Source organism: Streptomyces sp. A0592 (assembly GCF_004795115.1).
GTDB lineage: Bacteria > Actinomycetota > Actinomycetes > Streptomycetales > Streptomycetaceae > Streptomyces > Streptomyces erythrochromogenes.
The window spans coordinates 40,460-66,912 of sequence record NZ_SSBM01000023.1; the positions used below are offsets into that span (position 1 = coordinate 40,460).

Genomic DNA, 26,453 nt, shown 5'->3' on the forward strand with positions numbered 1-26,453 from the left:
AGGGGCGGGCGGCGCATGGCGCAGCATTGGACCCACCAGGGCGGCGGCTGGCTTCCCCCGCGTGCTCCCCGGCCGGGCGTGATCCCCCTGCGGCCGCTGGCCCGCCGGGAGATCCTCGGCGGCGCCCTCTCCGCGCTGCGCCGGTACGGCGGCCGGCTGCTCGGGGCCCTGCTCCTGGGACAGCTCGGCGGGCTGCTGCTGATCACCGCGGTCGGCGGGGCGGCCACCCTGGCCTCCCTGACCCGTACGGCCGGCAGCCGGGCCTTCGTCTACGCCCTCGTCCCGGCCACCGTCCTGTTCCTGCTGTTCAGCTGGGCGCTGGCCGGCGCGCTGGCCGCGGCCCTGCTCCGGCCGGCCGTGCTCGGCCGCCCGGTGGCCGCGCGCGAGCTGCTGCGGGCCGCGCTGCCCCGGACCCCCGCGGTACTCGGCGCGCGGCTTCTGGCCCTGCTGGCGGCCGCCGGACCGGGCGCCGCCGCCTTCGCCGCCGGGCTGCCGCCGCTCGCACTGCTGCCCCTGGCACCGGTCGCCCTGTGGCTCGCCGTGCTCTTCGCCCTGGCGCCCACGGCCGCCGGGTACGAGGCGCTCGGCCCGGTGGCGGCCCTGCGCCGGTCGGCCCGCCTGGTGCGCGGCGCCTGGTGGCGGACCCTCGGGGTCACGGCTCCGGCGGGCGCGCTCGCGCTGGGCGCCTCGTACGTCCTCCAGCAGTGGTTCGGCGCCCTCGGGCTGCTGCTCGCGCCGGCGCTGCTGCTGACCTTCCCGCAGCTGGCCGTCGGGCTGCTCTACGCCGACCGGCGGCTCCGCCGCGAGCATCGGGCCGGGTCGCTCACGGCGGAGCCGCTGGTCACGGGTTCAGCGTGAACCAGGCCGCCCGTGCCTTCTTCCACTCCGCGTGCGACAGGTCCTTGGCCTCGGTGCCGTCCCCGTACAGGTCCGCGGACCCGCTGTCGGTGACCAGCTGCACCCGGGCCCCCGCGGCCGTCAGGTCCGGGACGTCCACGATCGCCTCCCAGCCGCCCGGGTCGGTCGTGGGCAGGTCGGCCCGCTTGACCGGGGCGTGCCCCGGGACCCCGTCCCACTGGTAGAGCGCGTACGGGTCGGAGTTGTCGTCGGCGGCCCAGGAGCCGGCCAGGATCAGGTACTGCCCGGCCGCGTTCCTGCGGATGTCCCGCACTGCCAGCCCGCCGAGATCCAGCTCGACGCCCGCCCCGAAGACCGCCTTGGCCCCGCTCGCCAGGACCTGGTCGAAGTTGGTGACCGGCACCAGCAGCGCCCTGCCGCCCGGCACGGCCGGTGCCAGTGGGGCGCGGAAGCCCAGGTAGGCGGTGGTCGTGGAGCCCGGCGCGAACTCCAGGCCCTCCACGTTGAACCCGTCGATCTGCTGGGGCGCCTCCCCGTCCGCAGTGCCCGCGGCGAAGCCGTACCTGTTCCCGTTCGCCTTGTCCCAGGCGACCAGGTCGTCACGGAGCTTCTTGTACGAGCGCCCGTACGCCAGCTGCGTGCCCGGGCCGGAGCCGCTCACGGTGGTGGTGAACACCGCGTTCCGGGGCGCCTTGTACTCGCCGTCCTTGTTGTTGCCCAGCGAGCCGGTCCAGTAGACGGTGTTGCCGATCCGGGTCGCCCCCTCGATGTCCACCTCCTTGCTGACACCGAGCTGCGAGCTGAAGTCCCAGGTCTTCACGGGCGCGCCCGAGCGGGAACGGTCGTACAGGCGCAGCACGTTGGACTCGTCGTCGGCCACCACCGCGTAGCCGCCGCCCACGTCCACGGCGGCCGAGGCGTCCGCGGAGCCGGTGAACCAGCGGGCGTCCGCCGGGTTCTGCACGGCCCCCGAAGCCGCGTAGTACAGCGTCTTGGTGGCGCTCTTGCCACCCAGCCCGGTCACCTTGACCGTGAGGTCGGTGTAGCCGCGGCCGCGCGCGGCGACGGCGAGCTGCCGCACCGCGCCGGCGCCGGTGACGGTCACGTCCCCGGTCCCGGCGACCGAGGCCCTGCTCGACGCCGACGCGCTGACCGTCAGCGCCGACGCGTCGGCCCCGCTCTGGCCGACGGTGACGTTCACGACCGGGTCCCCGGTTGCCCCGACGGCCCCGGAGAGGTAGGACGCGGACAGTGCGATCGTGGGCGTCCCGTACGTCACGGCCTGCGCGGGCGCGGCCGGCCCGGCGATCAGCAGCGCGGCGAGGCCGGCGGTCCCGGCGGTCGCGGCGGTCGCGGCGGTCGCGGCGGTGAAACGAACGGTCACAGGGGGTCCTCTCGTATGCGCCGCCACGTCGTGACGGCCGTCGAGAAGATTCGGCGACGGTGGACAACACGGGGTGCACGTTGTCCGTCCACCCGGAGAACAGCAGACAGCAGGGCCCCCGGCACGCGTGTGCCGGGGGCCCTGCTGTACGAGCGCGGGTGGTCAGACGTTGAAGCCGAGCGCGCGGAGCTGCTCACGACCGTCGTCCGTGATCTTGTCCGGGCCCCACGGCGGCATCCAGACCCAGTTGATCCGGAGTTCGTTGACGATGCCGTCCGTCGCCGACTTCGCCTGGTCCTCGATGACGTCCGTCAGCGGGCAGGCCGCCGAGGTCAGGGTCATGTCGAGGGTGGCGATGTTCGCGTCGTCGATGTGGATGCCGTAGATCAGGCCCAGGTTGACGACGTCGATGCCCAGCTCGGGGTCGACCACGTCGTAGAGGGCCTCGCGGACCTCCTCCTCGGTGGCCGGCTTGGTCGACGCCTCGGGCGTCGCGTTCTCGGTCATGCCGTCTTCCTCTCCGCGTCGCCCAGAGCCTGGGCGGTCGCGTCCTTCCACGCCATCCAGCTCAGCAGGGCGCACTTCACACGGGCGGGGTACTTGGAGACGCCGACGAACGCGACCGCGTCCTCCAGCACCTCCTCCATGGCCTCGTCGGGCTCGATCTTGCCCTTGGACTGCATCATCTCCAGGAACACGGCCTGGATCTTCTGCGCCTCGGCCAGTTCCTTGCCCACGAGCAGCTCGTTCAGCACGGAGGCGCTGGCCTGGCTGATGGAGCAGCCCTGGCCCTCGTAGCTGACATCCGTCAGCTTCTCACCGTCGTACTTCACGCGCAGCGTGATCTCGTCGCCGCACGTCGGGTTGACGTGGTGCACCTCGGCGTCGCCGTCGCGCAGGCCACGCCCGTGCGGGTGCTTGTAGTGGTCCAGGATCAGTTCCTGGTACATCGAATCCAGCTTCACTGCGTCCTCGTCGCCTCGTCCGTCAGCCGAAGAAGTTCCGTACGTGCTCCAGCCCGTCGATCAGCGCGTCGACGTCGGCCGGAGAGGAGTACAGGTAGAAAGACGCTCGCGTCGTCGCGGGAATTCCGTAGCGCAGGCAGACGGGGCGCGCGCAGTGGTGTCCCACGCGGACCGCGATGCCCTGCTCGTCCAGGACCTGGCCGACGTCGTGCGGGTGGATGTCGCCGAGCACGAAGGAGATCGCGGCGCCGCGGTCCTCGGCCGTGGTGGGGCCGATGATCCGCAGGTCGGGCACCTCGGCGAGGCGCTTGATCGCGTACTCGGTGATCGCGTGCTCATGCGCGGCGATCTTGTCCATGCCGATCGCGGACAGGTAGTCCACGGCCGCGCCGAGGCCGACGGCCTGGGCGATCGGGGGCGTACCGGCCTCGAACTTGTGCGGCGCGGGAGCGTAGGTCGAGGCGTGCATCGACACGGTCTCGATCATCTCGCCGCCACCGAGGAACGGGGGCAGGTCCTCCAGGAGCTCCTGGCGGCCCCACAGGACACCGATGCCGGTCGGGCCGCACATCTTGTGGCCGGTGAAGGCCACGAAGTCGGCGCCGAGCGCCTGCACGTCCAGCGGCATGTGCGGAGCGGCCTGGGAGGCGTCGATCAGCACGAGCGCGCCGACGTCCTGGGCGCGCCGGACGATCGCCTCGACCGGGTTGACCGTGCCCATGATGTTGGAGACCAGCGTGAAGGAGACGATCTTCGTCTTCTCCGTGATGACCTCTTCGATGTTGGACAGGTCGAGCCGGCCGTCGTCGGTGAGGCCGAACCACTTCAGCTTCGCGCCGGTGCGCTGCGCGAGCAGCTGCCACGGCACGATGTTGGAGTGGTGCTCCATCTCCGTGATGGCGATCTCGGTCTCGCGGTCGACCCGGTAGGGCTCGTCCGCCCAGCCGAGCATGTTCGCGACGAGGTTGAGCGACTCCGAGGCGTTCTTGGTGAAGATCACCTCGTCGCGGCTCGGCGCGTTGATGAAGGCGGCGACCTTGTCGCGGGCGCCCTCGTACAGCGCCGTGGCCTCCTCTGCGAGCACGTGGACGCCGCGGTGGACGTTCGCGTTGTGCTGCTCGTAGTACTCGTTCAGCGCGTCGAGCACCTGGCGCGGCTTCTGCGAGGTCGCCGCGTTGTCCAGGTAAACGATCTTCTTCCCGTCGTGGACCACACGATCCAGAAGGGGGAAGTCCTTTCGGATCGCCTCGATGTCGAGGAGGCCAGGCAACTGTGTCACGCGGTCGCGCCACCCTTCGTGCTGTAGGACTCGTAGCCCTCGGCCTCCAGCTTGTCGGCGAGCTCGGCGCCGCCGGACTCGGCGATGCGGCCCTCGGAGAAGACGTGGACGAAGTCGGGCTTGATGTAGCGGAGGATCCGCGTGTAGTGCGTGATCAGCAGCGTGCCGACCTCGCCGGTGGCGCGGACGCGGTTGACGCCCTCGGAGACCTGGCGCAGGGCGTCGACGTCCAGGCCGGAGTCGGTCTCGTCGAGGATCGCGATCTTCGGCTTCAGGAGCTCCAGCTGCAGGATCTCGTGGCGCTTCTTCTCACCGCCGGAGAAGCCCTCGTTGACGTTGCGCTCGGCGAAGGCCGGGTCCATCTGGAGCTGCTCCATCGCGGACTTGACCTCCTTCACCCAGGTGCGCAGCTTGGGGGCCTCGCCGCGGATGGCGGTGGCGGAGGTGCGCAGGAAGTTGGAGACCGAGACGCCGGGGACCTCGACCGGGTACTGCATGGCGAGGAAGACGCCGGCGCGGGCGCGCTCGTCGACGGACATCTCCAGGACGTCCTCGCCGTCGAGGGTCACCGTGCCGCTGGTGATCGTGTACTTCGGGTGACCGGCGAGGGAGTACGCCAGCGTGGACTTGCCGGAGCCGTTCGGACCCATGATGGCGTGCGTCTCACCCTGCTTGACGGTGAGGTCGACGCCCTTGAGGATCTCGCGGGCGCCGTTCTCGGCCTCGACGGAGACGTGCAGGTCGTGGATTTCAAGCGTTGCCATGGATACCTCAGGACTCCTGGGTGAGGGAGACGAGCACGTCGTCCCCTTCGATCTTTACGGGGTATACGGGAACGGGGCGCGTCGCGGGCAGACCGGAGGGCTTGCCGGTGCGCAGGTCGAAGGCCGACCCGTGCAGCCAGCACTCGATCATGCAGTCCTCGACCTCGCCCTCCGAGAGGGAGACGTTCGCGTGCGAGCAGATGTCGTTGATCGCGAACACCTCCCCATCGGTGGAGACGATGGACACCGGCGTGCCGTCGAGTTCCACCCGCTTGGGGGTGTCCTCCTCCAGCTCGCTCAGCGCACAGGCCTTGACGTAGTTCATCAGACAGAACCCTGGAGCTCGGCCTCGATCTTGGTGATCAGGCGCTCCTCGATGTCGTCGACACCGATCTGCTGGACGAGCTCGGCGAAGAAGCCGCGGACGACCAGGCGGCGGGCCTCGTCGGCCGGGATGCCGCGGGCCTGCAGGTAGAAGAGCTGCTCGTCGTCGAAGCGGCCGGTCGCGGAGGCGTGGCCGGCGCCGACGATCTCGCCGGTCTCGATCTCCAGGTTCGGCACGGAGTCGACCCGCGCACCGTCCGTGAGGACGAGGTTGCGGTTCATCTCGTACGTGTCGGTGCCCTCGGCGCTCTTCTCGATGAGCACGTCGCCGATCCAGACCGCGTGGGCGTCCTGGCCCTGCAGCGCGCCCTTGTAGACCACGTTCGACTTGCAGTGCGGCGCGTCGTGCGTGACCAGGAGGCGGTGCTCCTGGTGCTGGCCGGCGTCCGTGAAGTACACGCCGAGCATCTCGGCCTCGCCGCCGGGGCCCGCGTAGGTGACGCGCGGGTGCAGGCGGACGAGGTCGCCGCCGAAGGTGACGACGACGGACTTGAAGCTGGCGTCGCGGCCGACGAGGGCGTTGTGCTGCGAGGTGTGGACCGCGGTGTCGTCCCAGTCCTGGACGGACACGAAGGTCACCTTGGCGCCGTCGCCGACGAGGATGTCGACGTTGGCGGCGCGCACGCCGTCACCGGTGTGGTCGATCACGATGATCGCCTCGGCGAAGGGCTTCACGTCGAAGACGGTGTGGCCGAAGGTCGTGCCGCCCTCGCCGTGCAGGGCGACCCGGATGGGCTCGGCGAGCACGGTCTCCTTGGGCACGGTGACGACCGTGGCCTTGGCGAAGGAGGAGAAGGCCTGTGCGGCGACCCGGTCGACGGGGGTGCCGGCCTTGCCGATCCGCTCGTCGCCGCGCTCCACGGACTCGACGGTCACGCCCTCGGGCGCGTCGATCTGGGCCTTCATGGTGCCGTCCGCGACAGCGGTGCCGTCGTGCAGGCCCTTGAGGCGGGCGAGCGGCGTGAAGCGCCACTCCTCCTCGCGGCCGTGCGGAACCGGGAAGTCGGCCACGTCGAAGGACGGGGGCGCGCTCATCCGGGTGGCGACGGTGGACTCGGCGGCCACCGCGATCGCGCCGGCGGTGGTGGAGCCCGCCGGAATATTCTGAGCCTCAGCCATGGCTGTCGTCTTGCTCGCTCTCTTAAAGAAGCAGGTCTGCGTCTGTGGATGTGCTGCGGGGCGGGGCGGTCGGACTAGCCGACCGAACCCTCCATCTGCAGCTCGATCAGCCGGTTGAGCTCCAGCGCGTACTCCATGGGCAGCTCCTTCGCGATCGGCTCGACGAAGCCGCGCACGATCATGGCCATGGCCTCGAACTCGGTGAGGCCGCGCTGCATGAGGTAGAAGAGCTGGTCGTCGGAGACCTTGGAGACGGTGGCCTCGTGGCCCATCGTCACGTCGTCCTCGCGGACGTCCACGTACGGGTACGTGTCCGAGCGGGAGATCGTGTCCACGAGCAGCGCGTCACACAGGACGTTGGACTTGGAGCCGGCGGCGCCCTCGCCGATCTCGACCAGGCCGCGGTAGGAGGTGCGGCCACCGCCGCGGGCCACCGACTTGGAGACGATGTTCGAGGAGGTGTTCGGCGCCATGTGGACCATCTTGGAGCCGGCGTCCTGGTGCTGGCCCTCGCCCGCGAAGGCGATGGAGAGGGTCTCGCCCTTGGCGTGCTCGCCCATCAGGTAGACGGCCGGGTACTTCATGGTGACCTTGGAACCGATGTTGCCGTCGATCCACTCCATGGTCGCGCCCTCGTACGCCACGGCGCGCTTGGTGACCAGGTTGTAGACGTTGTTCGACCAGTTCTGGATCGTCGTGTAGCGGCAGCGGCCGCCCTTCTTGACGATGATCTCGACGACGGCGCTGTGCAGCGAGTCCGAGGAGTAGATCGGGGCGGTGCAGCCCTCGACGTAGTGGACGTAGGCGTCCTCGTCGACGATGATCAGCGTCCGCTCGAACTGGCCCATGTTCTCCGTGTTGATGCGGAAGTAGGCCTGGAGCGGGATGTCCACGTGGACACCCTTGGGGACGTAGATGAACGAGCCGCCGGACCACACCGCGGTGTTCAGCGACGCGAACTTGTTGTCGCCGACCGGGATGACCGTGCCGAAGTACTCCTGGAAGAGCTCCGGGTGCTCCTTGAGCGCGGTGTCCGTGTCGAGGAAGATCACGCCCTGCTCCTCCAGGTCCTCGCGGATCTGGTGGTAGACGACCTCGGACTCGTACTGGGCCGCGACACCGGCGACGAGGCGCTGCTTCTCCGCCTCCGGGATGCCGAGCTTGTCGTACGTGTTCTTGATGTCCTCGGGCAGTTCCTCCCAGGAAGCGGCCTGCTTCTCGGTGGAGCGCACGAAGTACTTGATGTTGTTGAAGTCGATGCCCGAGAGGTCGGAGCCCCACATGGGCATGGGCTTGCGGTCGAAGAGCTTGAGGCCCTTGAGGCGGAGGTTCAGCATCCACTCCGGCTCGGACTTCTTCGCCGAGATGTCGCGGACGACGTCCTCGGACAGACCCCGCTTGGCAGCGGCACCGGCCGCGTCGGAGTCGGCCCAGCCGTATTCATAGGTGCCCAGGCCATCGAGCTCAGGGTGAGCAGTCTCCGTGGTCATGCGGGGTTCCTCCCGGCCGTACTTGCAGATACTGATGTGTCGGTCTGTGTGGTGCCCGCGCTTCGCGGAATGAACGTCGTGCACACTCCGTCGCCGTGGGCGATCGTGGCGAGGCGCTGCACGTGCGTCCCGAGCAGGCGGGAGAAGACCTCGGTCTCCGCCTCGCAGAGCTGCGGGAACTGCTCGGCCACGTGGGCGACCGGGCAGTGGTGCTGGCAGAGCTGTTCACCGCTGTGCGGACCGGGAGCGCTCTTCGCCGTAGCAGCGTACCCGTCCTGCGTCAACGCCTTCGCAAGGGCCTCCGTGCGGCCCTCGGGGGCGGCCGCCTCGACGGCCTCCCGGTAGGTCTGCGCCTGCGCTTCCATCCGCGCCCTGGCGAAGGCGGCGACGGCCGCCTCGCCCTGCTCGCCGCCGCCGACGGACTGCGCGATCCAGCGCAGGGCGTCCGCGGCGAGCGTGTCGTAGGACTGGTCGAAGGCGTCGCGACCGCAGTCGGTGAGCGCGAAGACCTTGGCGGGCCGACCCCGGGTCCGCGCTCCGTACACGCGCTGCTCACGGGCTTCGACCACGTCGTCGGCGACGAGCGTGTCGAGGTGGCGGCGGACGGCGGCCTGGGTGAGGCCGAGGCGCTGGGCGAGGTCGGCGACGGTGGACGGACCGTGGTCCAGGATCGAGCGCGCCACCCGGTTGCGGGTTGACCGCTCCCCGGTGGTGAGCTCCCCCTGGGGGGTCTCGTTCTGCCGTTCGCCGTATTTCACAACGCCATTGTTGCGTAATTAACCGAGCCCGGACAAGCCGTGACCGACGCCACGCCTGGTGGCCTCCATCACTAAGGGTTACCTTATTTGTCTACGGAGAGTTATTCGGAGGGGCTCGCTCCGCTAACCCCCCGAATGCGTTTCAGGGCCCGCAGTACGGCTCCCACCAGCACTCATGCCCCCGCGGTGGTTCCAGGCTCCTCGAACATCGACTTCTCGAAAAGATCACCGAAACCGGATGGGCCGTCCGGGTGCACCGGACTGAAAAAAGCCATATTCGCTACCTGGCGTTCGAATCGCAGGCCCCCGGACGCCCTCCCCTCCCGAATTCGGCGGTCCCGCTCCCGCCCACCCGGCACCCTGGGCCCTCCCCGCGGCTCCGTAGACTCACCCACCATGAGCAACGACCCCGCCGTGGAGATCCGCGGACTGGTGAAGCGGTACGGCGCCAAGACGGCGGTGGACGGACTGGACCTCACCGTCCGCAGGGCCTCCGTCACCGCGGTCCTCGGTCCCAACGGCGCGGGCAAGACGACCACGGTCGAGACCTGCGAGGGCTACCACCGCCCCGACGCCGGCACCGTCCGCGTCCTCGGCCTCGACCCGGTCGCCCAGGCCGAGGCGCTGCGCCCGCGGATCGGTGTGATGCTCCAGTCCGGAGGCGTCTACTCCGGGGCCCGCGCCGTCGAGATGCTGCACCACATGGCCAAGCTGTACGCCGACCCGCTCGACCCGGACGTCCTGGTGGAACGCCTCGGGCTGGGCAGCTGCGGCCGCACCCCCTACCGCCGGCTCTCCGGCGGCCAGCAGCAGCGCCTGGCTCTGGCCATGGCCGTCGTGGGCCGCCCCGAGCTGGTCTTCCTCGACGAGCCCACCGCCGGCCTGGACCCGCAGGCCCGCCGCGCGACCTGGGACCTCGTACGGGAACTGCGCGCGGACGGGGTCACCGTCGTCCTCACCACCCACCACATGGACGAGGCCGAGCAGCTCGCCGACGAGGTCGCCATCGTGGACGCGGGCCGGGTCATCGCCCACGGCAGCCCCGAGCAGCTGTGCCGGGGCGGCGCCGAGAACACGCTGCGCTTCACCGGCCGCCCCTCCCTGGACCTCGCCTCGCTGCTGAAGGCGCTGCCCGACGGCACCGAGGCGGCCGAGGCCGCCACCGGCGTCTACCGGGTGACCGGCGAGGTCGACCCGCAGCTGCTGGCCACCGTCGCCTCCTGGTGCGCGCAGAACGGCGTGATGCCGGACAGCCTCTCGGTGGAGCGGCACACCCTCGAAGACGTCTTCCTCGAACTGACCGGTAAGGAGCTGCGCGCATGAGCGCCGGTACGTTCACCCCCCGCCCGGGGGCCGCGCCCGTGTCCCGCATGATCCTCGCGCAGACGGCGCTGGAGACGCGGATGCTGCTGCGCAACGGCGAGCAGCTGCTGCTGACCGTGATCATCCCGGCGCTGCTCCTGGTGCTGTTCTCCGCCGTCGACATCGTCGACACGGGCGCCGGGAAGCCGGTGGACTTCCTCGCCCCGGGCATCCTCGCCCTCGCCGTGATGTCCACCGCCTTCACCGGCCAGGCCATCGCCACCGGCTTCGACCGCCGCTACGGGGTCCTCAAGCGGCTCGGGGCCTCCCCGCTGCCGCGCTGGGCGCTGATGGCCGCCAAGACCCTCTCGGTGCTGGTCACCGAGGTGCTGCAGACCGCCCTGCTGACGGTGATCGCCCTCGCGCTGGGCTGGTCCCCGCAGGGGAACCCGCTGTCCGTCGCCGCTCTGGTCCTGCTGGGCACCGCCGCCTTCTCGGGGCTCGGACTGCTGATGGCGGGCACGCTCAAGGCCGAGGCCACCCTGGCCGCCGCCAACCTGGTCTTCCTGCTGCTGCTGATCGGCGGCGGGGTGATCGTGCCGATGGAGAAGTTCCCGGGCGCCGTCCAGTCCGTTCTGGGGCTGCTGCCCATCTCGGCCCTGTCCGGCGGTCTGCGCGAGGTGCTCCAGCAGGGTGCGGCGCTGCCGTGGGGCGACGCCGCCGTCCTCGCGGCCTGGGCCGTACTCGGTCTGGGCGCCGCCGCGCGGCTCTTCCGCTGGGAATGAAACCCTTTCCCTCGCGACGGCCGAGCCGCGAGGATGGGCGCCTCCACACATGAAGCCGGGGGGCGGACATGGTGCAGCGGGAGGCCGTACTTCGGCTGGACGACCGATGGGCGCGGGTGCGGGCGGGGGCCGCGCAGGCGGAGCCGGCGGAGCGCGAGCGGCTCCTCGACGAGCTGATCGGCGCCCTGCGCACGCTTGACGACGACCCCGAGTGCACCGCCCTGCTCGGGCTGCGCCTCGCCGACCGGGCCGCCCTGCGGTTCGCCGCGGGGGACCGGGCGAGCGCCCTCGCCACCATCGAGGAGGGTCTGCGCAGCTCGGAGCGGGCCGCCCGGCACACCCCGGAGTACGCCCGCTGGTACGCCCGCGGGCTGATCAACCACGGGGTGTGGCTGGCCTGGCCGCTGAGCGACGCGGACCGGCTGCCCCGGCACCCGCTGGGCCCGGCCGCCGGCGGGGGCCCCAGCGCCATGGAGCGGGCCGCCGGTGAGCGCGCCCGCGATCTGACCCGTACCGCGGTGGAGGTGTGGGCGGGACTGGACCAGCGGGATCCGGTCAACCGGCGGGGCCTCGCCCAGGCCAAGGTGTTCCTCGGGGACCGCCTCGCGGAGCTGGGCTTCACCGAGGACGCGGTGGCCTGGGCCGTGGACGCGGAGTCCGACTTCCGGCAGCTGCTGCTGGCCGTTCCCGCCGCGGAGGAGGCCGAGGCCGCGGAGGAGGCCCTCGACCACATCGGCCGCCAGCTGGAACTGCGCCTGCGCCACCTGGCCTTCGACGAACTGGTCGGCCTGCGCACGCGGGGTCTGCTGCCCGAACGGCTGCTGCCCCGGGCCGTGGTGGCCGCCCGTATCCGGTCGGTCGAGGAGAGCGAGATCGCGGCCCGGCTGCACCTCGGCGCCGAGCAGGTGCGCACGATGCTGGAGGTCACCCCGTGGCTCGCGGTGTGGCGCTTCGACGTCCGCGACCCCGACGGACTGTGGAACGCACTCCCCCATCCCTGGCACAGCACCACAGAGGTGAGGAACCGGACGGCAGAGGACGTAGGGGCCGAATTAGTGCGCGGCTTCACGGGCTCGCCGGACTACCCGGGCCACGCCGCGCACTGGCGCGTCCTGCTCTGGTGGCACGAGGAGGGCGACCCCGCCGGGGCCAGGTTCCGGCTGCTCTGCGGCCCCGACGCACCACCCCCCACCCCCTCGTGAAAGTTTGCACAAGGGGTCGCCTACGATATGGGGCGTGTTGAACCCCCTCGCATACATCGCCAGCCGCTGGACTCCGTCACCCCGGATCGTCCGGCGGGCCGCGCTCGCCGCGCTCGTCATGAGCGTGGCCATCGTCGTCACCGGCGGCGCGGTGCGGCTGACCGGATCCGGTCTCGGCTGCGACACCTGGCCCAAGTGCACCGACGACAGCCTGATCGTGACGCAGGAGCAGGGGCTCCACGGTGCCATCGAGTTCGGCAACCGGATGCTGACCTACGTGCTCAGCGCCGCCGTCGGCTGGGTGATCGTCGCGGCCCGGTCGGCCGAGCCCTGGCGCCACTCGCTCACGCAGCTCGGCTGGGTCCAGTTCGCGATCGTCATGTGCAACGCCGTGCTCGGCGGCATCACCGTCATGACGGGCCTCAACCCCTACAGCGTGGCCGGGCACTTCCTGCTCGCCACCGCGCTGATCGCCGTGACGACCATCACCTGGCAGCGCACCGGCGAGGGCGACACCGCTCCCCGTCCGCGCGTCCCCGGCCCGGTGCGCAAGCTGTCGTGGGCGCTGATCTCCACCACGCTCGTCCTGATCGGCGCGGGCACGGTGGTCACCGGATCCGGCCCGCACGCCGGTGACAGCAGCGAGATCAAGCGGATGCCGTTCGACTGGGAGGCCACCGCGCACGTGCACGCGATCGCCGCCTGGGTGGTCTGCGCGCTGGCCGTCGCAATGTGGCTGGTGCTGCGCGTGGTCGACGCTCCCGTCGACACCCGGGCCCGCGCCCGCGACCTGCTGCTCGTCCTGCTCGCCCAGGGCGGCATCGGCTACGTGCAGTTCTTCACCGACGTGCCCGAGGTCCTGGTCGCCGCGCACATGCTCGGCTCCTGCCTGGTGTGGATCGCCGTGCTCCGGCTCGCCCTGAGCCTGCGCGAGCGGCCGGCCGAGGAGGCGGGGATCCCCGCGCCGGACGACGCCCGGCTCTCCTCCGTCTGAGCCGGCCGGGCCGACCGTCCGGGACCGGCCCTCACGGCCGGTCCAGCCGGTAGACGCGGCGGGCGTTGCCCGCCGCGACCATGGCCGCCACCCGGTTCGCGTCCCGCCAGGACCAGGACCCCTCGGCGACCCAGCCCCCCAGCACCCGGGCCAGCGCCTCCCGGAACACCAGGGCGCCCACCGCGTGCAGTTCGGGCAGCCGCCCTCCCCCGCTGGAGAACAGCAGCTTCCCGAACGGCGCGAGTTCCAGCAGCTCGGCCAGGACCGCCGCGGCCCGCGCCCCGGTCCGCCCCAGGCCCGCGCCGGCGTCCGCGTAGACGTGCGGGAAGGCCTCCGCGAGCCGCGCCGTGTGCCGGTGGTACGGATACCCGCCGAGCAGCACCAGGCGTGTGCCGAGCCCCGCGGTGGCCCGCACGAACCCGGTCAGCCCCGCGGGATCCCCCGTACCCGTGTGCAGCTGGAGCGGCAGCCCGGACGCCACCGCGCTCCAGAGCAGGTGCCGCAGGAGCACCGGGTCCCGTACGGCTCCCCCGCGCGGCCGCCGGGCCAGCCAGCGCCCGGCGGCCCCGCGCACCTCGCCCGGGCCGGGCGGATCGGGATCGAGGGGCGTGCCGTCCGCGCGGCCCGGGACCGTCGCGCAGGCGAAGGCCGCGGCGCCGGCGGCGGCATGGTGGACGGCCTCGGCCAGATTGACGAGGAAGGCGGCCACCGTCCCGGAGGTGTCGGCGGCCTGCTCGGCCAATAACTCCAGCCGGACCGTCTCGAAGGCCTCGGCGTCGGCGGCGAGCGCCAGTTCCTTGGGGGCGGTGAGGTCCCCGGTCGGACCGGTGTCGACCAGATAGGCGGCGACTTCGGACCCCCGCAGCAGCCGCCGCGCGGACTCGGCCGGGCCCAGCTCGCGGCGCCGGGCCAGATAGCGGGCGGGGGCGGCGTGCGGCTCCAGCCCCAGCAGCGGCGGGCACCAGCGGCGGACCGCGAAACCGGTCTGGGTGTCGAAGAAGGTGGTGCCCGCGGCGGGCGGGCCGGCCGAGTGGATCAGCTGGGCCTCGAAGGTGCCCAGTCCCAGTTCCGTACGGAGGACTCCGTGGCAGTACTGGTCCACCAGGGGCGGCGTTTCGATCATCCGGGCATCCCGTTGCGGACGTGGGGAAGGCGCTTCCACACGTCCTAACGGGTGAGCGGGGTGTGAGGTGTTGCTCGGGCTGTTGACCGAGCCCGCGCACCGGCCCCCGGAGGGGGTCCGGGGACGGTCAGGCCGCCGGGTTCTCGGACCCGCCGAGCTGGATGCCCGCCATCCGCGACCACTCGTACGGGCCGGTCCGCACCCGCGCGGCGAACTCCCCGTCGAACTCGTCGTGGAGGGTGAGCCCGGCCTTCTCCGCAGCCAGCTGCGCCACCGCGAAGGTCGGGGCCACCAGGTCGCCCCAGCCGCCGTCCGTGCCCACGAGCACGATGCGGGTGCCGGCCTGGCCGATGTGCGCGAGCTGGCCCTCGGCGCCGCCGTGCTGCTTGGCGAAGGCGCCGATCTGCTTGGCCAGCTTCGCGGCCGTACGGTCCTGCTTCTTGTCCGCGGTGCCTGCGGCGGCCGCGGTGTCTGCGGTGTCTCCCATGGAACCCATGCTACCGGCGAGTAATCAGCGGAGGAAGGGATCCACGGCCACCGCCACGAACAGCAGCGACACATAGGTGATCGACCAGTGGAACAGGCGCATCTCCTTGAGCTTCGCGCCCGTCACGCCCGCCTTGGCGCGTGCGTGCAGCGCGTGCGCCTCCCACAGCCACCAGCCACCCGACGCCAGCGCGACCGCGGTGTAGAACCAGCCCGTGTACCCCAGCGGGGTCAGCAGCAGCGAGACCGCCACCATCACCCAGCTGTAGAGGACGATCTGGCGCGACACGGCCTTGTTGCCCGCGACGACCGGAAGCATCGGCACGCCGGCGCGCGCGTAGTCGTCCTTCACCTTCATCGACAGCGGCCAGTAGTGCGGCGGCGTCCAGAAGAAGATGACGAGGAAGAGGATGACGGCGGCCCACGAGACCGAGTTCGTGACGGCCGACCAGCCGATCAGCACCGGCATGCAGCCTGCGATGCCGCCCCAGACGATGTTCTGCGCGGTGCGCCGCTTCAGCAGCATCGTGTAGACCACGACGTAGAAGAGGAGCGCCCCGAGGGACAGCGCCGCCGACAGCCAGTTGACGAGCAGGCCGAAGAAGAGGGTGGAGACGACCGCGAGCGTGAGACCGAAGGCCAGGCACTCCCGCGGGCTGACCATGCCGGTCACCAGCGGGCGCTGCGAGGTCCGGTCCATCAGCGCGTCGATGTCGCGGTCGATGTACATGTTCAGCGCGTTGGCGCCGCCGGCCGACAAGTAGCCGCCGAAGCAGGTCACCAGGACCAGCCACATCGACGGCACACCCTGCTCGGCGAGGAACATCACCGGCACTGTGGTGATCAGCAGAAGTTCGATGATCCGCGGCTTGGTCAATGCCACGAAAGCCATGACGCGGGTCCCGAGCGGCCGCTGACCGGGGCTCGTCCCGAGCACCCCCGCTGGACGGGATTCGACGGCCGTCACGCACACCCCTGAGAGAGAATCCAGCAAGCTCCGACTCGGGCCGTTCACAACATGAAGGCCCGGTTAAGGCTTGCGCGTACCACGCCACTGTAGACGTTGCGCTTACGTCGCCCCGCGCCGGGGTCGCTTCGTGTTGAGCCGATCGGACCGTGCATATATACGGGCGCGGGCGGCGCCGGACACCCGTGGCCGGGTGAACGCGGGTCGGCGGCGCGATGACGGACCGCCTGCACTCGAATAGCTGCACGCCGTTGCGGGGGTAGGCTCGGAATCGCCGGTGCACCGTTCGTCACCGGGATACAAACATGTGGAGAGGAGCCCTGACCCACGGTGAGCACCAAGCCGACCACCACAGAGCTCGAGTGGACCGAACTGGACCAGCGGGCCGTCGACACCGCCCGCATCCTGGCCGCTGACGCGGTCCAGAAGGTCGGAAACGGCCACCCCGGTACGGCGATGAGCCTGGCCCCCGCCGCGTACACCCTCTTCCAGAAGGTGATGCGGCACGACCCGGCGGACCCCGAGTGGGTGGGCCGCGACCGTTTCGTGCTCTCCGCGGGCCACTCGTCCCTGACCCTGTACACCCAGTTGTACCTGGGCGGGTTCGGACTCGAACTGGACGACCTGAAGTCGTTCCGCACCTGGGGCTCCAAGACCCCCGGCCACCCGGAGTACGGCCACACGGCCGGCGTCGAGACCACCACCGGCCCCCTCGGCCAGGGTGTCGCCAACGCGGTGGGCATGGCCATGGCCGCCCGCTACGAGCGCGGCCTCTTCGACCCGCAGGCCGCCCCGGGCACGTCCCCGTTCGACCACATGGTCTACGCGGTCGCGGGCGACGGCTGCCTCCAGGAGGGCATCTCCCACGAGGCGTCCGCCCTCGCCGGCCACCAGAAGCTGGGCAACCTCGTCCTGCTGTGGGACGACAACCACATCTCCATCGAGGGTGACACGGAGACCGCCGTCTCCGAGGACACCATGAAGCGCTACGAGGCGTACGGCTGGCACGTCCAGCGCGTCGAGCAGCAGGAGAACGGCGACCTCGACCCGAAGGCGCTGTTCGCGGCGCTGCAGGCCGCCAAGGCCGTCACGGACCGCCCGTCCTTCATCGCGGCCCGCTCGATCATCGCCTGGCCCGCCCCGCACGCCCAGAACACCGAGGCCGCCCACGGCTCGGCGCTCGGCGACGACGAGGTCGCGGCCACCAAGCGCGTGCTCGGCTTCGACCCGGAGCAGACCTTCGAGGTCGCCGACGAGGTCATCGCCCACACCCGCAAGGCACTGGACCGGGGCCGCGAGGCCAAGGCCGCGTGGGAGAAGGACTTCTCCGCCTGGCGCACCGCCAACCCGGAGCGCGCCGCCGAGTTCGACCGCATCAACGCCAACGAGCTGCCCGCGGGCTGGGAGGACAAGCTCCCCGTCTTCGAGGCCGGCAAGGGCGTCGCCACCCGCGCCGCCTCCGGGAAGGTCCTGCAGGCGCTCGGCGCGGTCATCCCGGAGCTGTGGGGCGGCTCGGCCGACCTGGCCGGCTCCAACAACACCACCATCGACAAGGAATCCTCGTTCCTGCCGGTGGGCAACCCGCTGCCGGAGGCCGACCCGTACGGCCGCACCATCCACTTCGGCATCCGCGAGCACGCCATGGCCGCGGCCATGAACGGCATCGCCCTGCACGGCCACACCCGTATCTACGGCGGCACCTTCCTGGTGTTCTCCGACTACATGCGCAACGCCGTGCGCCTGTCCGCCCTGATGCACCTGCCGGTCACCTTCGTGTGGACGCACGACTCCATCGGCCTCGGCGAGGACGGTCCGACCCACCAGCCGGTCGAGCACCTCGCCTCGCTGCGCGCCATCCCGGGCCTGACCATCGTCCGCCCGGCCGACGCGAACGAGACCGCGATCGCCTGGCGCGAGATCCTCAAGCGCCACACCAAGGTGTTCGGCAAGGGCACCCCGCACGGTCTGGCCCTCACCCGCCAGGGCGTGCCGACGTACGAGGCCAACGAGAACACCGTCAAGGGCGGCTACGTGCTGTTCGAGGCCGACGGCGGCGACGCCCAGGTCGTCCTCATCGGCACCGGTTCCGAGGTGCACGTGGCCGTCGAGGCGCGCGAGCAGCTCCAGGCCGCCGGCATCCCGACCCGCGTGGTCTCGATGCCGTCCGTCGAGTGGTTCGAGGAGCAGGACCAGGCGTACAAGGACAGCGTCCTGCCGCCCTCGGTCAAGGCCAGGGTCGCGGTCGAGGCGGGCATCGGCCTGACCTGGCACCGCTACGTCGGTGACGCGGGCCGGATCGTGTCGCTGGAGCACTTCGGTGCCTCGGCCGACGCGAAGGTGCTGTTCCGCGAGTTCGGGTTCACGCCGGAGGCCGTCGCCGCCGCCGCCCGCGACTCCCTCGCCGCCGCCGCGCGCTGACGCCCGTACTACACCAGTAGGAGATGCAATTCCCATGACAGACGCACTCAAGCGCCTCTCCGACGAAGGCGTGGCGATCTGGCTGGACGACCTGTCCCGCAAGCGCATCACGTCCGGCAACCTGGCCGAGCTCATCGACCAGTCGCACGTGGTCGGTGTCACCACCAACCCGGCGATCTTCCAGAAGGCGATCAGCGGCGGCGAGGGCTACGAGCAGCAGCTCACCGACCTCGCGACCCGCAAGGTCACCGTGGAAGAGGCGCTGCGCATGATCACGACGGCGGACGTCAGGGACGCCGCCGACATCCTGCGCCCCGTCTACGACCGCACCGACGGCCAGGACGGCCGCGTCTCGATCGAGGTCGACCCCCGACTGGCCCACAACACCGCGGCGACGATCGCCGAGGCCAAGCAGCTCGCCTGGCTGGTGGACCGGCCGAACACGCTCATCAAGATCCCGGCGACGAAGGCCGGCCTGCCGGCGATCACCGAGGTCATCGGCAAGGGCATCAGCGTCAACGTCACGCTGATCTTCTCGCTGGAGCGCTACCGCGAGGTCATGGACGCGTACCTGGCGGGTCTGGAGAAGGCCAAGGCCGCCGGCCTGGACCTCTCCCTGATCCACTCGGTCGCCTCCTTCTTCGTGTCCCGCGTGGACACCGAGATCGACAAGCGCCTGGACGCCGTCGGCACCGACGAGGCCAAGGCCCTGAAGGGCAAGGCGGCGCTCGCCAACGCCCGTCTGGCCTACGAGGCCTACGAGGAGGTCTTCTCCTCGGACCGCTGGACCGCCCTGGAGCGCGCCGGAGCCAACAAGCAGCGTGCGCTGTGGGCCTCGACGGGCGTCAAGGACCCGTCGTACAAGGACACCCTGTACGTGGACGACCTGGTCGCCCCGAACACGGTGAACACCATGCCGGAGGCCACCCTGGAGGCCACCGCGGACCACGGGCAGATCACGGGTGACACCGTGCGCGGCACCTACGAGCAGGCCCGCGCCGAGCTCGATGCGGTCGCGAAGCTGGGCATCTCGTACGACGATGTCGTCCAGCTGCTGGAAGACGAGGGCGTCGAGAAGTTCGAGGCGTCCTGGAACGACCTGCTGAAGTCGACCGAGGCGGAGCTGCAGCGCCTCGCCCCCACGGAGGCCTGACCACTTTGTCTGTAAACGGAGCGAACCCGCTTCGTGACGCACAGGACCGGCGGCTCCCGCGCATCGCGGGGCCGTCCGGCCTGGTCATTTTCGGCGTTACGGGTGACCTGTCGCGCAAGAAGCTGATGCCTGCCGTCTACGACCTGGCCAACCGCGGCCTGCTCCCGCCGGGCTTCTCCCTCATCGGGTTCGCCCGCAGGGAGTGGGAGCACGAGGACTTCGCCCAGGAGGTGTACGAGGCGGTCAAGGAGCACTCGCGCACCCCCTTCCGTGAGGAGGTCTGGCAGCAGCTGGTGCAGGGCTGCCGGTTCGTCCAGGGCGATTTCGACGACGACGCCGCCTTCGAGACGCTGAAGGCGACGATCGACGAGCTCGACAAGGCGCAGGGCACGGGAGGCAACTTCGCCTTCTACCTGTCCGTCCCGCCGAAGTTCTTCCCCAAGGTGGTCCAGCAGCTCAAGGACCACGGTCTGGCGCAGAAGGAGGGCTCCTGGCGGCGTGCCGTCATCGAGAAGCCCTTCGGCCACGACCTGAAGAGCGCCGAGGAGCTCAACAAGGTCGTCCACGAGGTCTTCCCGCGTGACGAGGTCTTCCGGATCGACCACTACCTCGGCAAGGAGACCGTCCAGAACATCCTGGCGCTCCGCTTCGCCAACACGATGTTCGAGCCGATCTGGAACCGGTCGTACGTCGACCACGTGCAGATCACCATGGCCGAGGACATCGGCATCGGCGGCCGGGCGGGCTACTACGACGGTATCGGCGCGGCCCGCGACGTCATCCAGAACCACCTGCTCCAGCTGCTCGCGCTGACCGCGATGGAGGAGCCCGGCTCCTTCCACCCCAAGGCGCTGGTGGCGGAGAAGCTGAAGGTCCTCACGGCGGTGCAGCTGCCGGAGGACCTGGGCAAGCACACCGTGCGCGGCCAGTACGCGGCGGCCTGGCAGGGTGGCGAGAAGGTCGTCGGGTACCTCGAAGAGGACGGCATCGACCCCAAGTCGAAGACCGACACCTACGCGGCCATCCGCCTGGAGATCAACAACCGCCGCTGGGCGGGCGTGCCCTTCTACCTGCGGACGGGCAAGCGCCTGGGCCGCCGGGTGACCGAGATCGCGGTGGTCTTCAAGCGGGCCCCGTACCTGCCGTTCGAGTCGGGCGCGACCGAGGAGCTGGGGCAGAACGCCCTGGTCATCCGGGTCCAGCCGGACGAGGGCGTGACGGTCCGCTTCGGGTCCAAGGTTCCGGGCACCTCCATGGAGGTCCGGGACGTCACGATGGACTTCGCCTACGGCGAGTCCTTCACGGAGTCGAGCCCCGAGGCGTACGAGCGGCTCATCCTCGACGTGCTCCTCGGCGACGCGAACCTCTTCCCCCGCCACCAGGAGGTCGAGCTGTCCTGGAACATCCTCGACCCGATCGAGGAGTACTGGGACAAGCACGGCAGGCCCGCGCAGTATCCGGCGGGCACCTGGGGGCCGGTCGAGGCGGACGAGATGCTCGCACGAGACGGACGGAGCTGGCGCCGGCCATGAAGATCGACCTCACGGAGACCAACTCCAGCAAGATCAATGCCGCGATGGTGCAGGCACGCCGGGACATCGGCACGCCGGCCATCGGCATGGTCCTCACGCTGGTGATCGTGACCGACGAGGAGAACGCGTACGACGCTCTCAAGTCGGCGAACGACGCGTCCCACGAACACCCCTCGCGGATCGTCGTCGTCATCAAGCGGGCCAGCCGCTCGCCGCGCAGCCGCCGGGACGCCCGGCTCGACGCGGAGATCCGCGTCGGGGCGGACTCCGGCAGCGGTGAGACGGTCGTGCTGCGCCTTCACGGCGAACTGGTCGACCACGCCCAGTCCGTGGTTCTCCCGCTGCTTCTTCCGGATGCGCCTGTGGTCGTCTGGTGGCCGGACGGTGCTCCCACGGACCTGGCGGGCGATCCGCTGGGCACGCTCGGGCAGCGCCGCATCACGGACACGTACTCCTGCGAGGACCCGGTCGGCACGCTCGGCTCCCGGGCGGGTGCGTACGCGCCCGGGGACACGGACCTGTCGTGGACCCGGATCACCCCGTGGCGTTCCATGCTGGCGGCCGCTCTGGACCAGCAGGCCCTGTCGGTCGTCTCGGCGACCGTCGAGGGCGAGGCCGACAACCCGAGCTGCGAGCTGCTGGCCATGTGGCTGGCGGACCGGCTCCAGGTCCCCGTCCGCCGTACCCTGTCGGCGGGTCCGGGCCTGACGGCCGTACGCCTGTCGACCAAGGACGGCGACATCGTCCTGAACCGGGCGGACGGCGGACTGGCCACGCTGTGCATGCCGGGGCAGCCCGACCGGAACGTGGCGCTCAAGCGCCGCGACACGGCCGAGCTCCTGGCGGAGGAGCTGCGCCGGCTGGACCCGGACAACACGTACGAGGCTTCGCTGAAGTACGGCGTGTCCCAGCTGGCGGCGGCTTCGCCGAAGCCCGAGGCCGGGGCCGAGGCCGAGGCTCCGGCCGAGTCGGCTCCGGCCGCGAAGCCCGCGGCCAAGCCGGCCGCCAAGCCGGCGAAGAAGGCCCCGACCAAGTAGCCCGGGCCGCTGTGGCCCCTCCCCGCCCCGCCCTTTCGCCGTTTCCCGGAGCTCCGCCCCGGTTTCGGGAAGGGGCGGGGTGGGGCACAGCTCCGCGCAGCGGCGACCGCACATCACCCCAGAACCCACGAAGGCGGCAGCACATGGGTATGACGACTCCTCAGGTCGTCGTCCACCGGGACAAGGAACTGATGGCCCAGGCCACCGCGGCCCGGCTCATCACGAAGATCGTGGACGCCCAGGCGGCCCGGGGCACCGCGTCCGTGGTCCTGACCGGCGGACGCAACGGCAACGGCCTCCTCGCCGCTCTGGCCACCGCCCCCGCCCGCGACGCGATCGACTGGCACCGGCTCGACCTGTGGTGGGGCGACGAGCGGTACGTGCCCGCCGACGACCCCGAGCGCAACCACACCCAGGCCCGTGAGGCCCTCCTGGACTCCGTCCCGGTCGACCCCGCCCGCGTGCACGCCATGCCGGCTTCGGACGGCCCGTACGGCGCCGACGTGGACGCGGCGGCCGCCGCGTATGCGGCGGAGCTGGCGCGGGCGGCCGGTCCGGAGGACCACGGGCCGGTACCCACCTTCGACGTGCTGATGCTGGGCGTCGGGCCGGACACGCACGTGGCCTCGCTGTTCCCCGAGCACCCGGCGGCCCGGGAGACCGACCGCACGGTGGTCGGCGTGCACGGAGCGCCCAAGCCCCCGCCCACCCGGATCTCGCTGACCCTCCCGGCCATCCGGGCGGCCCGCGAGGTCTGGCTGCTGGCAGCCGGCGAGGACAAGGCCGGAGCGGTCTCCATCGCCCTCGGCGGCGCCGGCGGCGTGCAGGCGCCCGCCGCGGAGGCGTACGGGCGCTCGCGCACCCTGTGGCTCCTGGACCGCGCGGCGGCGGCCAAGCTGCCTTCCGGGATGTACCCCCCGGCCTCCTCCTGACGGGGACCGACGCGAAGGGCCCGCCCTCCTCCGGGAGGGCGGGCCCTTCGCGCGTGTGCGTCAGCCGCGTCCGCGCAGCTTCCGGTAGGTGGTCACCAGCGACTGCGTCGAGGCGTCCAGACCGGGCACGTCCGCGCCCTCGGTCAGGGCGGGCTCGATGCGCTTGGCGAGCACCTTGCCGAGCTCGACGCCCCACTGGTCGAAGGAGTCGATGTTCCACACGGCGCCCTGTACGAACACCTTGTGCTCGTACAGCGCGATCAGCTGACCCAGCACGCCGGGGGTGAGCTCCATCGCCAGGATGGTGGTCGTCGGGTGGTTTCCGTGGAAGGTCTTGTGCGGGACCAGCGACTCCGGCGCCCCTTCCGCGCGGACCTCGTCGGCCGTCTTGCCGAAGGCCAGCGCCTGGGTCTGCGCGAAGAAATTGGCCATCAGCAGGTCGTGCTGGGCCGCCGGGGCCGCCTCCAGCTCGGCCACCGGGTTCGCGAAGCCGATGAAGTCGGCGGGGATCACCTTCGTCCCCTGGTGGATGAGCTGGTAGTAGGCGTGCTGGCCGTTGGTGCCGGGCGTGCCCCAGACCACCGGGCCGGTCTGCCACTCCACCGGATTGCCGTCGCGGTCCACGGACTTGCCGTTGGACTCCATGTCCAGCTGCTGCAGGTACGCGGTGAAGCGCGAGAGGTAGTGGCTGTACGGCAGCACCGCGTGCGACTGCGCGTCGAAGAAGGCCCCGTACCAGATCCCCAACAGGCCCATCAGCAGAGGTGCGTTCTCCTCGGGGGGCGCCGTACGGAAGTGCTGGTCCATCAGGTGGAAGCCGGCGAGCAGGTCACGGAAGGCGCCCGGGCCGATCGCGATCATCAGGGAGAGCCCGATGGCCGAGTCGAAGGAGTAGCGCCCGCCCACCCAGTCCCAGAACCCGAACATGTTGGCCGGGTCGATGCCGAACTCGGTGACCTTCTCCTCGTTGGTCGACAGCGCCACGAAGTGCCGTGCCACGGCGGCCTGGTCGCCGCCCAGCCCCGCGAGCAGCCAGCCGCGCGCCGACGTGGCGTTGGTGATGGTCTCGATGGTGGTGAACGTCTTGGAGGCGATGATGAACAGCGTCTCCGCCGGGTCCAGGTCGCGCACGGCCTCGTGCAGGTCCGCGCCGTCGACGTTGGACACGAAGCGCACGGTCAGGCCGCGGTCGGCGAAGGCGCGCAGGGCCTCGTAGGCCATGGCGGGACCCAGGTCGGAGCCGCCGATGCCGATGTTGACGACGTTCTTGATGCGCTTGCCTGTGAAGCCCGTCCACTTCCCCGACCTGATCTGCTCGGAGAAGGCCGCCATCTTGTCGAGGACCGCGTGCACGCCGGGGACGACGTCCTCTCCGTCCACCTCGACGACGGTGCCGGCCGGTGCGCGCAGCGCGGTGTGCAGGACCGCCCGGTCCTCGGTCGTGTTGATCTTCTCGCCGCGGAACATGGCCTCGCGCAGCTCGGCCACGCCCGTCGCCGCCGCCAGCTCGCGCAGCAGCTCCAGCGTCTCGTCGGTGACGAGGTGCTTGGAGTAGTCGATGTGCAGGTCGCCGACCTGCAGGGTGTAACCGGCGCCACGGCCGGGGTTCTCCTCGAACAGCTGCCGCAGATGCGTGCTCCCGAACTCCTCGCGGTGCTTGCCGAGTGCCAGCCACTGCGGCGTCCGGTTGAGCTTCGCCCTGCTCTCTGCGTTCATCTCGGACATCAACCCGTTTCTTCCGTCCTGTCGTGCCCCGCCGATCACCAACCTAAGGGATCAGAAGCGGAGCAACGCACACAAAGAGGCCCGGCCCCGCAGGAGAGATTCCTGCGGGGCCGGGCCTCACGTCACATTCTTCGGGCGGTATCAGATCTCGCCCCGGAGCTTGGCGAGCGCCTCGGCGAGGATCGCCTCGCCGTCGGCGTCCGAACGGCGTTCGCGCACGTACGCCAGGTGCGTCTTGTACGGCTCGGTGCGCGGCGGCGCGGGCGGGTTGTCCCGGTCCTGGCCGGCCGGGAACCCGCAGCGCGGGCAGTCCCAGGTGTCCGGCACCTGCGCGTCGCTGGCGAAGCTCGGCTGCGTCTCGTGCCCGTTCGAGCACCAGAAGGAGATGCGCAGGCGGGGCGCGGACTCGCCGCGCTCCGCCTCACCCATCGGCCCCGCTCCGACCCGGCTACCACGGATCGCGTTGCCACTTGCCACGGTCGTAACTCCCTGCGTGATGGTGCCGCGGAGTGTGAGTGGAAATTCCGCCGCGGAGCGCCCAAGTCTACGTAAGGCCCAACGCACGTCCAGTGAACGGAGTTACTGATTCCGCGCCGTGGACGTCCGCCTCATCATAGGTCGGGCGATGCCGACCGGACTGCCGGAATGGCGAGAACGGTCAGCTGCTCGACTTCATCAGCAGGCCGAGCGCGACGATGCACGCGAACCAGAGCAGCCCCACCACGACGGTGATGCGGTCCAGGTTCCGCTCCGCGACGGAGGAACCGCCGACCGACGACTGCATACCGCCGCCGAACATGTCGGAGAGGCCGCCGCCCTTGCCCTTGTGCATCAGCACGAGCAGCATCAGCAGGGCGCTGAAGACGATCAGGGCGATCGAGAACCCCATAATCACGGCTGATTCCTACTTTCTGGCTTTTTCAGGCTTTCCGGCTTTGCGAGATGTGCGCGGGGGCCAGCGGCTGGTGCTCCAGCCCCTGGCCCCCGCAAGGGTACGACGGATCGGCCCTACCGCATACTCACTGGTCGCGGAAGCGGACGATCTTGACGAACTCGTCCGCGTCGAGCGCCGCGCCGCCGATCAGGGCGCCGTCGACGTCGGGCTGGGCCATGATCGCCGCGATGTTCCCGGACTTCACGGAGCCGCCGTACTGGATGCGGACCTTGTCGGCCAGCTCCTGCGAGTACAGCTCCGCGAGACGGCCGCGGATGGCCCCGCAGACCTCCTGGGCGTCCTCGGGGGTGGCGACCTCGCCGGTGCCGATGGCCCAGACGGGCTCGTAGGCGATCACGATGGACTCGACCTGCTCGGCCGGGACGTCCTTCAGGCCGCCGTCGAGCTGGGCGAGCGCGTACGGGACCTGCTGGCCGGCCTTGCGGACGTCCAGGCCCTCGCCGACGCAGAGGATCGGGGTGATCCCGTGCTTGAAGGCGGCCTTGACCTTGGCGTTGCAGATCTCGTCCGTCTCGCCGTGGTACTGGCGGCGCTCGCTGTGGCCGACGGCCACGTACGTGCACTTCAGCTTGGACAGCATCGGGCCGGAGATCTCGCCGGTGTAGGCGCCTGAGTCGTGCGCCGAGATGTCCTGGGCGCCGTACTTGATCTTCAGCTTGTCGCCGTCGACCAGGGTCTGGACGGAGCGCAGGTCGACGAAGGGCGGCAGGACCGCGACCTCGACGGCGTCGTAGTCCTTGTCGGCGAGCGCGAAGGCGAGCTTCTGGACGTGGGCGATGGCCTCGAGGTGGTTGAGGTTCATCTTCCAGTTGCCCGCCATGAGCGGGGTGCGGGTGGTCAT

Annotated in this window: 26 protein-coding genes; 10 read left to right on the plus strand and 16 right to left on the minus strand. The window is 70.8% G+C overall.

The window, feature by feature from the left end; translation table 11 throughout:
• The first annotated feature begins 15 nt into the window (after nt 1–15).
• Complete coding sequence (locus E6U81_RS27220) at nt 16–858, plus strand: hypothetical protein (protein WP_136232715.1); 843 nt, start codon at nt 16–18, stop codon at nt 856–858.
• Here the strand turns inward: E6U81_RS27220 and E6U81_RS27225 are convergent.
• The 9 genes from E6U81_RS27225 to E6U81_RS27265 form a co-directional block, all read right to left on the minus strand.
• Nucleotides 842–2,173: a hypothetical protein gene (locus E6U81_RS27225; protein ID WP_136232775.1), complete on the minus strand. Its 1,332-nt coding sequence runs from the start codon at nt 2,171–2,173 to the stop codon at nt 842–844. The genes E6U81_RS27220 and E6U81_RS27225 overlap by 17 nt on opposite strands.
• A 231-nt stretch (nt 2,174–2,404) precedes the next feature.
• On the minus strand, nt 2,405–2,749 hold the full coding sequence (locus E6U81_RS27230; protein ID WP_030027092.1) for a metal-sulfur cluster assembly factor: 345 nt from the start codon (nt 2,747–2,749) through the stop codon (nt 2,405–2,407).
• Complete coding sequence (gene sufU, locus E6U81_RS27235; RefSeq protein WP_030846233.1) at nt 2,746–3,207, minus strand: Fe-S cluster assembly sulfur transfer protein SufU; 462 nt, start codon at nt 3,205–3,207, stop codon at nt 2,746–2,748. The genes E6U81_RS27230 and sufU overlap by 4 nt, the downstream gene beginning before the upstream one ends.
• A gap of 22 nt (nt 3,208–3,229) precedes the next feature.
• Nucleotides 3,230–4,486 carry a cysteine desulfurase gene (locus tag E6U81_RS27240; protein WP_030659930.1) on the minus strand — a complete coding sequence of 419 codons (1,257 nt, stop codon included), beginning with the start codon at nt 4,484–4,486 and terminating at the stop codon, nt 3,230–3,232.
• The gene (sufC, locus tag E6U81_RS27245; protein WP_030009136.1) at nt 4,483–5,250 is read right to left on the minus strand and encodes a Fe-S cluster assembly ATPase SufC; all 768 of its coding nucleotides are present in this window, start codon (nt 5,248–5,250) and stop codon (nt 4,483–4,485) included. The genes E6U81_RS27240 and sufC overlap by 4 nt, the downstream gene beginning before the upstream one ends.
• 7 nt (nt 5,251–5,257) lie before the next feature.
• Complete coding sequence (locus E6U81_RS27250; protein WP_136232716.1) at nt 5,258–5,575, minus strand: bifunctional 3-phenylpropionate/cinnamic acid dioxygenase ferredoxin subunit; 318 nt, start codon at nt 5,573–5,575, stop codon at nt 5,258–5,260.
• Nucleotides 5,575–6,753, minus strand: coding sequence for a Fe-S cluster assembly protein SufD (gene sufD, locus E6U81_RS27255; RefSeq protein WP_136232717.1), 1,179 nt, complete (start codon nt 6,751–6,753; stop codon nt 5,575–5,577). Before sufD ends, E6U81_RS27250 begins: the two co-directional genes overlap by 1 nt.
• 74 nt (nt 6,754–6,827) lie before the next feature.
• Nucleotides 6,828–8,243 carry a Fe-S cluster assembly protein SufB gene (gene sufB, locus E6U81_RS27260; protein ID WP_136232718.1) on the minus strand — a complete coding sequence of 472 codons (1,416 nt, stop codon included), beginning with the start codon at nt 8,241–8,243 and terminating at the stop codon, nt 6,828–6,830.
• The gene (locus E6U81_RS27265; protein WP_136232719.1) at nt 8,240–9,001 is read right to left on the minus strand and encodes a MarR family transcriptional regulator; all 762 of its coding nucleotides are present in this window, start codon (nt 8,999–9,001) and stop codon (nt 8,240–8,242) included. The genes sufB and E6U81_RS27265 overlap by 4 nt, the downstream gene beginning before the upstream one ends.
• Before the next feature lie 396 nt (nt 9,002–9,397).
• Here E6U81_RS27265 and E6U81_RS27270 point away from each other — a divergent pair, with 396 nt between their 5' ends.
• The 4 genes from E6U81_RS27270 to E6U81_RS27285 all read left to right on the plus strand — a co-directional run bounded on the left by E6U81_RS27270 (nt 9,398) and on the right by E6U81_RS27285 (nt 13,284).
• A complete protein-coding gene (locus E6U81_RS27270) occupies nt 9,398–10,324 on the plus strand; it encodes an ABC transporter ATP-binding protein (protein ID WP_136232720.1) in 927 nt (308 codons plus the stop codon).
• Complete coding sequence (locus tag E6U81_RS27275; RefSeq protein ID WP_136232721.1) at nt 10,321–11,088, plus strand: ABC transporter permease; 768 nt, start codon at nt 10,321–10,323, stop codon at nt 11,086–11,088. The genes E6U81_RS27270 and E6U81_RS27275 overlap by 4 nt, the downstream gene beginning before the upstream one ends.
• A gap of 68 nt (nt 11,089–11,156) precedes the next feature.
• Nucleotides 11,157–12,290, plus strand: a complete 1,134-nt coding sequence (locus E6U81_RS27280) for a hypothetical protein (protein WP_136232722.1) — start codon at nt 11,157–11,159, stop codon at nt 12,288–12,290.
• Between the two features lie 4 nt (nt 12,291–12,294).
• Entirely contained in the window at nt 12,295–13,284 is a 990-nt protein-coding gene (locus E6U81_RS27285) for a COX15/CtaA family protein (protein ID WP_136232723.1), read from the plus strand.
• A 31-nt stretch (nt 13,285–13,315) separates the two neighbouring features.
• Here E6U81_RS27285 and E6U81_RS27290 read toward each other — a convergent pair whose 3' ends face one another.
• The 3 genes from E6U81_RS27290 to E6U81_RS27300 form a co-directional block, all read right to left on the minus strand.
• A complete protein-coding gene (locus E6U81_RS27290) occupies nt 13,316–14,407 on the minus strand; it encodes an amidohydrolase family protein (RefSeq protein WP_136232724.1) in 1,092 nt (363 codons plus the stop codon).
• Nucleotides 14,408–14,534: 127 nt separating this feature from the next.
• On the minus strand, nt 14,535–14,894 hold the full coding sequence (locus E6U81_RS27295; RefSeq protein ID WP_136232725.1) for a hypothetical protein: 360 nt from the start codon (nt 14,892–14,894) through the stop codon (nt 14,535–14,537).
• 24 nt (nt 14,895–14,918) lie between these two features.
• The gene (locus tag E6U81_RS27300; protein ID WP_136232726.1) at nt 14,919–15,860 is read right to left on the minus strand and encodes a heme o synthase; all 942 of its coding nucleotides are present in this window, start codon (nt 15,858–15,860) and stop codon (nt 14,919–14,921) included.
• Nucleotides 15,861–16,190: 330 nt separating this feature from the next.
• Between E6U81_RS27300 and tkt the strand changes: the two genes are divergently transcribed.
• The 5 genes from tkt (at nt 16,191) to pgl (ending at nt 22,932) form a co-directional block, all read left to right on the plus strand.
• Nucleotides 16,191–18,278 (plus strand): transketolase, encoded by a 2,088-nt coding sequence (gene tkt / locus E6U81_RS27305; protein ID WP_136232727.1) that lies wholly within the window; start codon nt 16,191–16,193, stop codon nt 18,276–18,278.
• A gap of 34 nt (nt 18,279–18,312) precedes the next feature.
• Entirely contained in the window at nt 18,313–19,431 is a 1,119-nt protein-coding gene (gene tal / locus E6U81_RS27310) for a transaldolase (protein WP_136232728.1), read from the plus strand.
• A gap of 5 nt (nt 19,432–19,436) precedes the next feature.
• The gene (zwf, locus tag E6U81_RS27315) at nt 19,437–20,963 is read left to right on the plus strand and encodes a glucose-6-phosphate dehydrogenase (RefSeq protein ID WP_136232729.1); all 1,527 of its coding nucleotides are present in this window, start codon (nt 19,437–19,439) and stop codon (nt 20,961–20,963) included.
• Entirely contained in the window at nt 20,960–22,000 is a 1,041-nt protein-coding gene (gene opcA / locus E6U81_RS27320) for a glucose-6-phosphate dehydrogenase assembly protein OpcA (protein WP_136232730.1), read from the plus strand. The genes zwf and opcA overlap by 4 nt, the downstream gene beginning before the upstream one ends.
• Before the next feature lie 149 nt (nt 22,001–22,149).
• Entirely contained in the window at nt 22,150–22,932 is a 783-nt protein-coding gene (gene pgl, locus E6U81_RS27325) for a 6-phosphogluconolactonase (RefSeq protein WP_136232731.1), read from the plus strand.
• A 60-nt stretch (nt 22,933–22,992) separates the two neighbouring features.
• Here pgl and pgi read toward each other — a convergent pair whose 3' ends face one another.
• The 4 genes from pgi to tpiA all read right to left on the minus strand — a co-directional run bounded on the left by pgi (nt 22,993) and on the right by tpiA (nt 26,453).
• On the minus strand, nt 22,993–24,648 hold the full coding sequence (gene pgi, locus E6U81_RS27330) for a glucose-6-phosphate isomerase (protein ID WP_136232776.1): 1,656 nt from the start codon (nt 24,646–24,648) through the stop codon (nt 22,993–22,995).
• A gap of 150 nt (nt 24,649–24,798) precedes the next feature.
• The gene (locus tag E6U81_RS27335) at nt 24,799–25,134 is read right to left on the minus strand and encodes an RNA polymerase-binding protein RbpA (protein WP_010352468.1); all 336 of its coding nucleotides are present in this window, start codon (nt 25,132–25,134) and stop codon (nt 24,799–24,801) included.
• Between the two features lie 181 nt (nt 25,135–25,315).
• Nucleotides 25,316–25,546 carry a preprotein translocase subunit SecG gene (secG, locus tag E6U81_RS27340; RefSeq protein ID WP_030388924.1) on the minus strand — a complete coding sequence of 77 codons (231 nt, stop codon included), beginning with the start codon at nt 25,544–25,546 and terminating at the stop codon, nt 25,316–25,318.
• A 130-nt stretch (nt 25,547–25,676) separates the two neighbouring features.
• Nucleotides 25,677–26,453, minus strand: a complete 777-nt coding sequence (gene tpiA / locus E6U81_RS27345; protein ID WP_136232732.1) for a triose-phosphate isomerase — start codon at nt 26,451–26,453, stop codon at nt 25,677–25,679.

Coding starts and splice junctions, on each gene's coding strand:
- E6U81_RS27220 (WP_136232715.1), top strand. CDS start 16: ATGGCGCAGCATTGGACCCACCAGGGCGGCGGCTGGCTTCCCCCGCGT.
- E6U81_RS27230 (WP_030027092.1), bottom strand. CDS start 2,749: ATGACCGAGAACGCGACGCCCGAGGCGTCGACCAAGCCGGCCACCGAG.
- sufC (WP_030009136.1), bottom strand. CDS start 5,250: ATGGCAACGCTTGAAATCCACGACCTGCACGTCTCCGTCGAGGCCGAG.
- E6U81_RS27250 (WP_136232716.1), bottom strand. CDS start 5,575: ATGAACTACGTCAAGGCCTGTGCGCTGAGCGAGCTGGAGGAGGACACC.
- sufD (WP_136232717.1), bottom strand. CDS start 6,753: ATGGCTGAGGCTCAGAATATTCCGGCGGGCTCCACCACCGCCGGCGCG.
- sufB (WP_136232718.1), bottom strand. CDS start 8,243: ATGACCACGGAGACTGCTCACCCTGAGCTCGATGGCCTGGGCACCTAT.
- E6U81_RS27270 (WP_136232720.1), top strand. CDS start 9,398: ATGAGCAACGACCCCGCCGTGGAGATCCGCGGACTGGTGAAGCGGTAC.
- E6U81_RS27275 (WP_136232721.1), top strand. CDS start 10,321: ATGAGCGCCGGTACGTTCACCCCCCGCCCGGGGGCCGCGCCCGTGTCC.
- E6U81_RS27280 (WP_136232722.1), top strand. CDS start 11,157: ATGGTGCAGCGGGAGGCCGTACTTCGGCTGGACGACCGATGGGCGCGG.
- E6U81_RS27290 (WP_136232724.1), bottom strand. CDS start 14,407: ATGATCGAAACGCCGCCCCTGGTGGACCAGTACTGCCACGGAGTCCTC.
- E6U81_RS27295 (WP_136232725.1), bottom strand. CDS start 14,894: ATGGGAGACACCGCAGACACCGCGGCCGCCGCAGGCACCGCGGACAAG.
- tal (WP_136232728.1), top strand. CDS start 18,313: ATGACAGACGCACTCAAGCGCCTCTCCGACGAAGGCGTGGCGATCTGG.
- opcA (WP_136232730.1), top strand. CDS start 20,960: ATGAAGATCGACCTCACGGAGACCAACTCCAGCAAGATCAATGCCGCG.
- pgl (WP_136232731.1), top strand. CDS start 22,150: ATGACGACTCCTCAGGTCGTCGTCCACCGGGACAAGGAACTGATGGCC.
- pgi (WP_136232776.1), bottom strand. CDS start 24,648: ATGAACGCAGAGAGCAGGGCGAAGCTCAACCGGACGCCGCAGTGGCTG.
- secG (WP_030388924.1), bottom strand. CDS start 25,546: ATGGGGTTCTCGATCGCCCTGATCGTCTTCAGCGCCCTGCTGATGCTG.
- tpiA (WP_136232732.1), bottom strand. CDS start 26,453: ATGACCACCCGCACCCCGCTCATGGCGGGCAACTGGAAGATGAACCTC.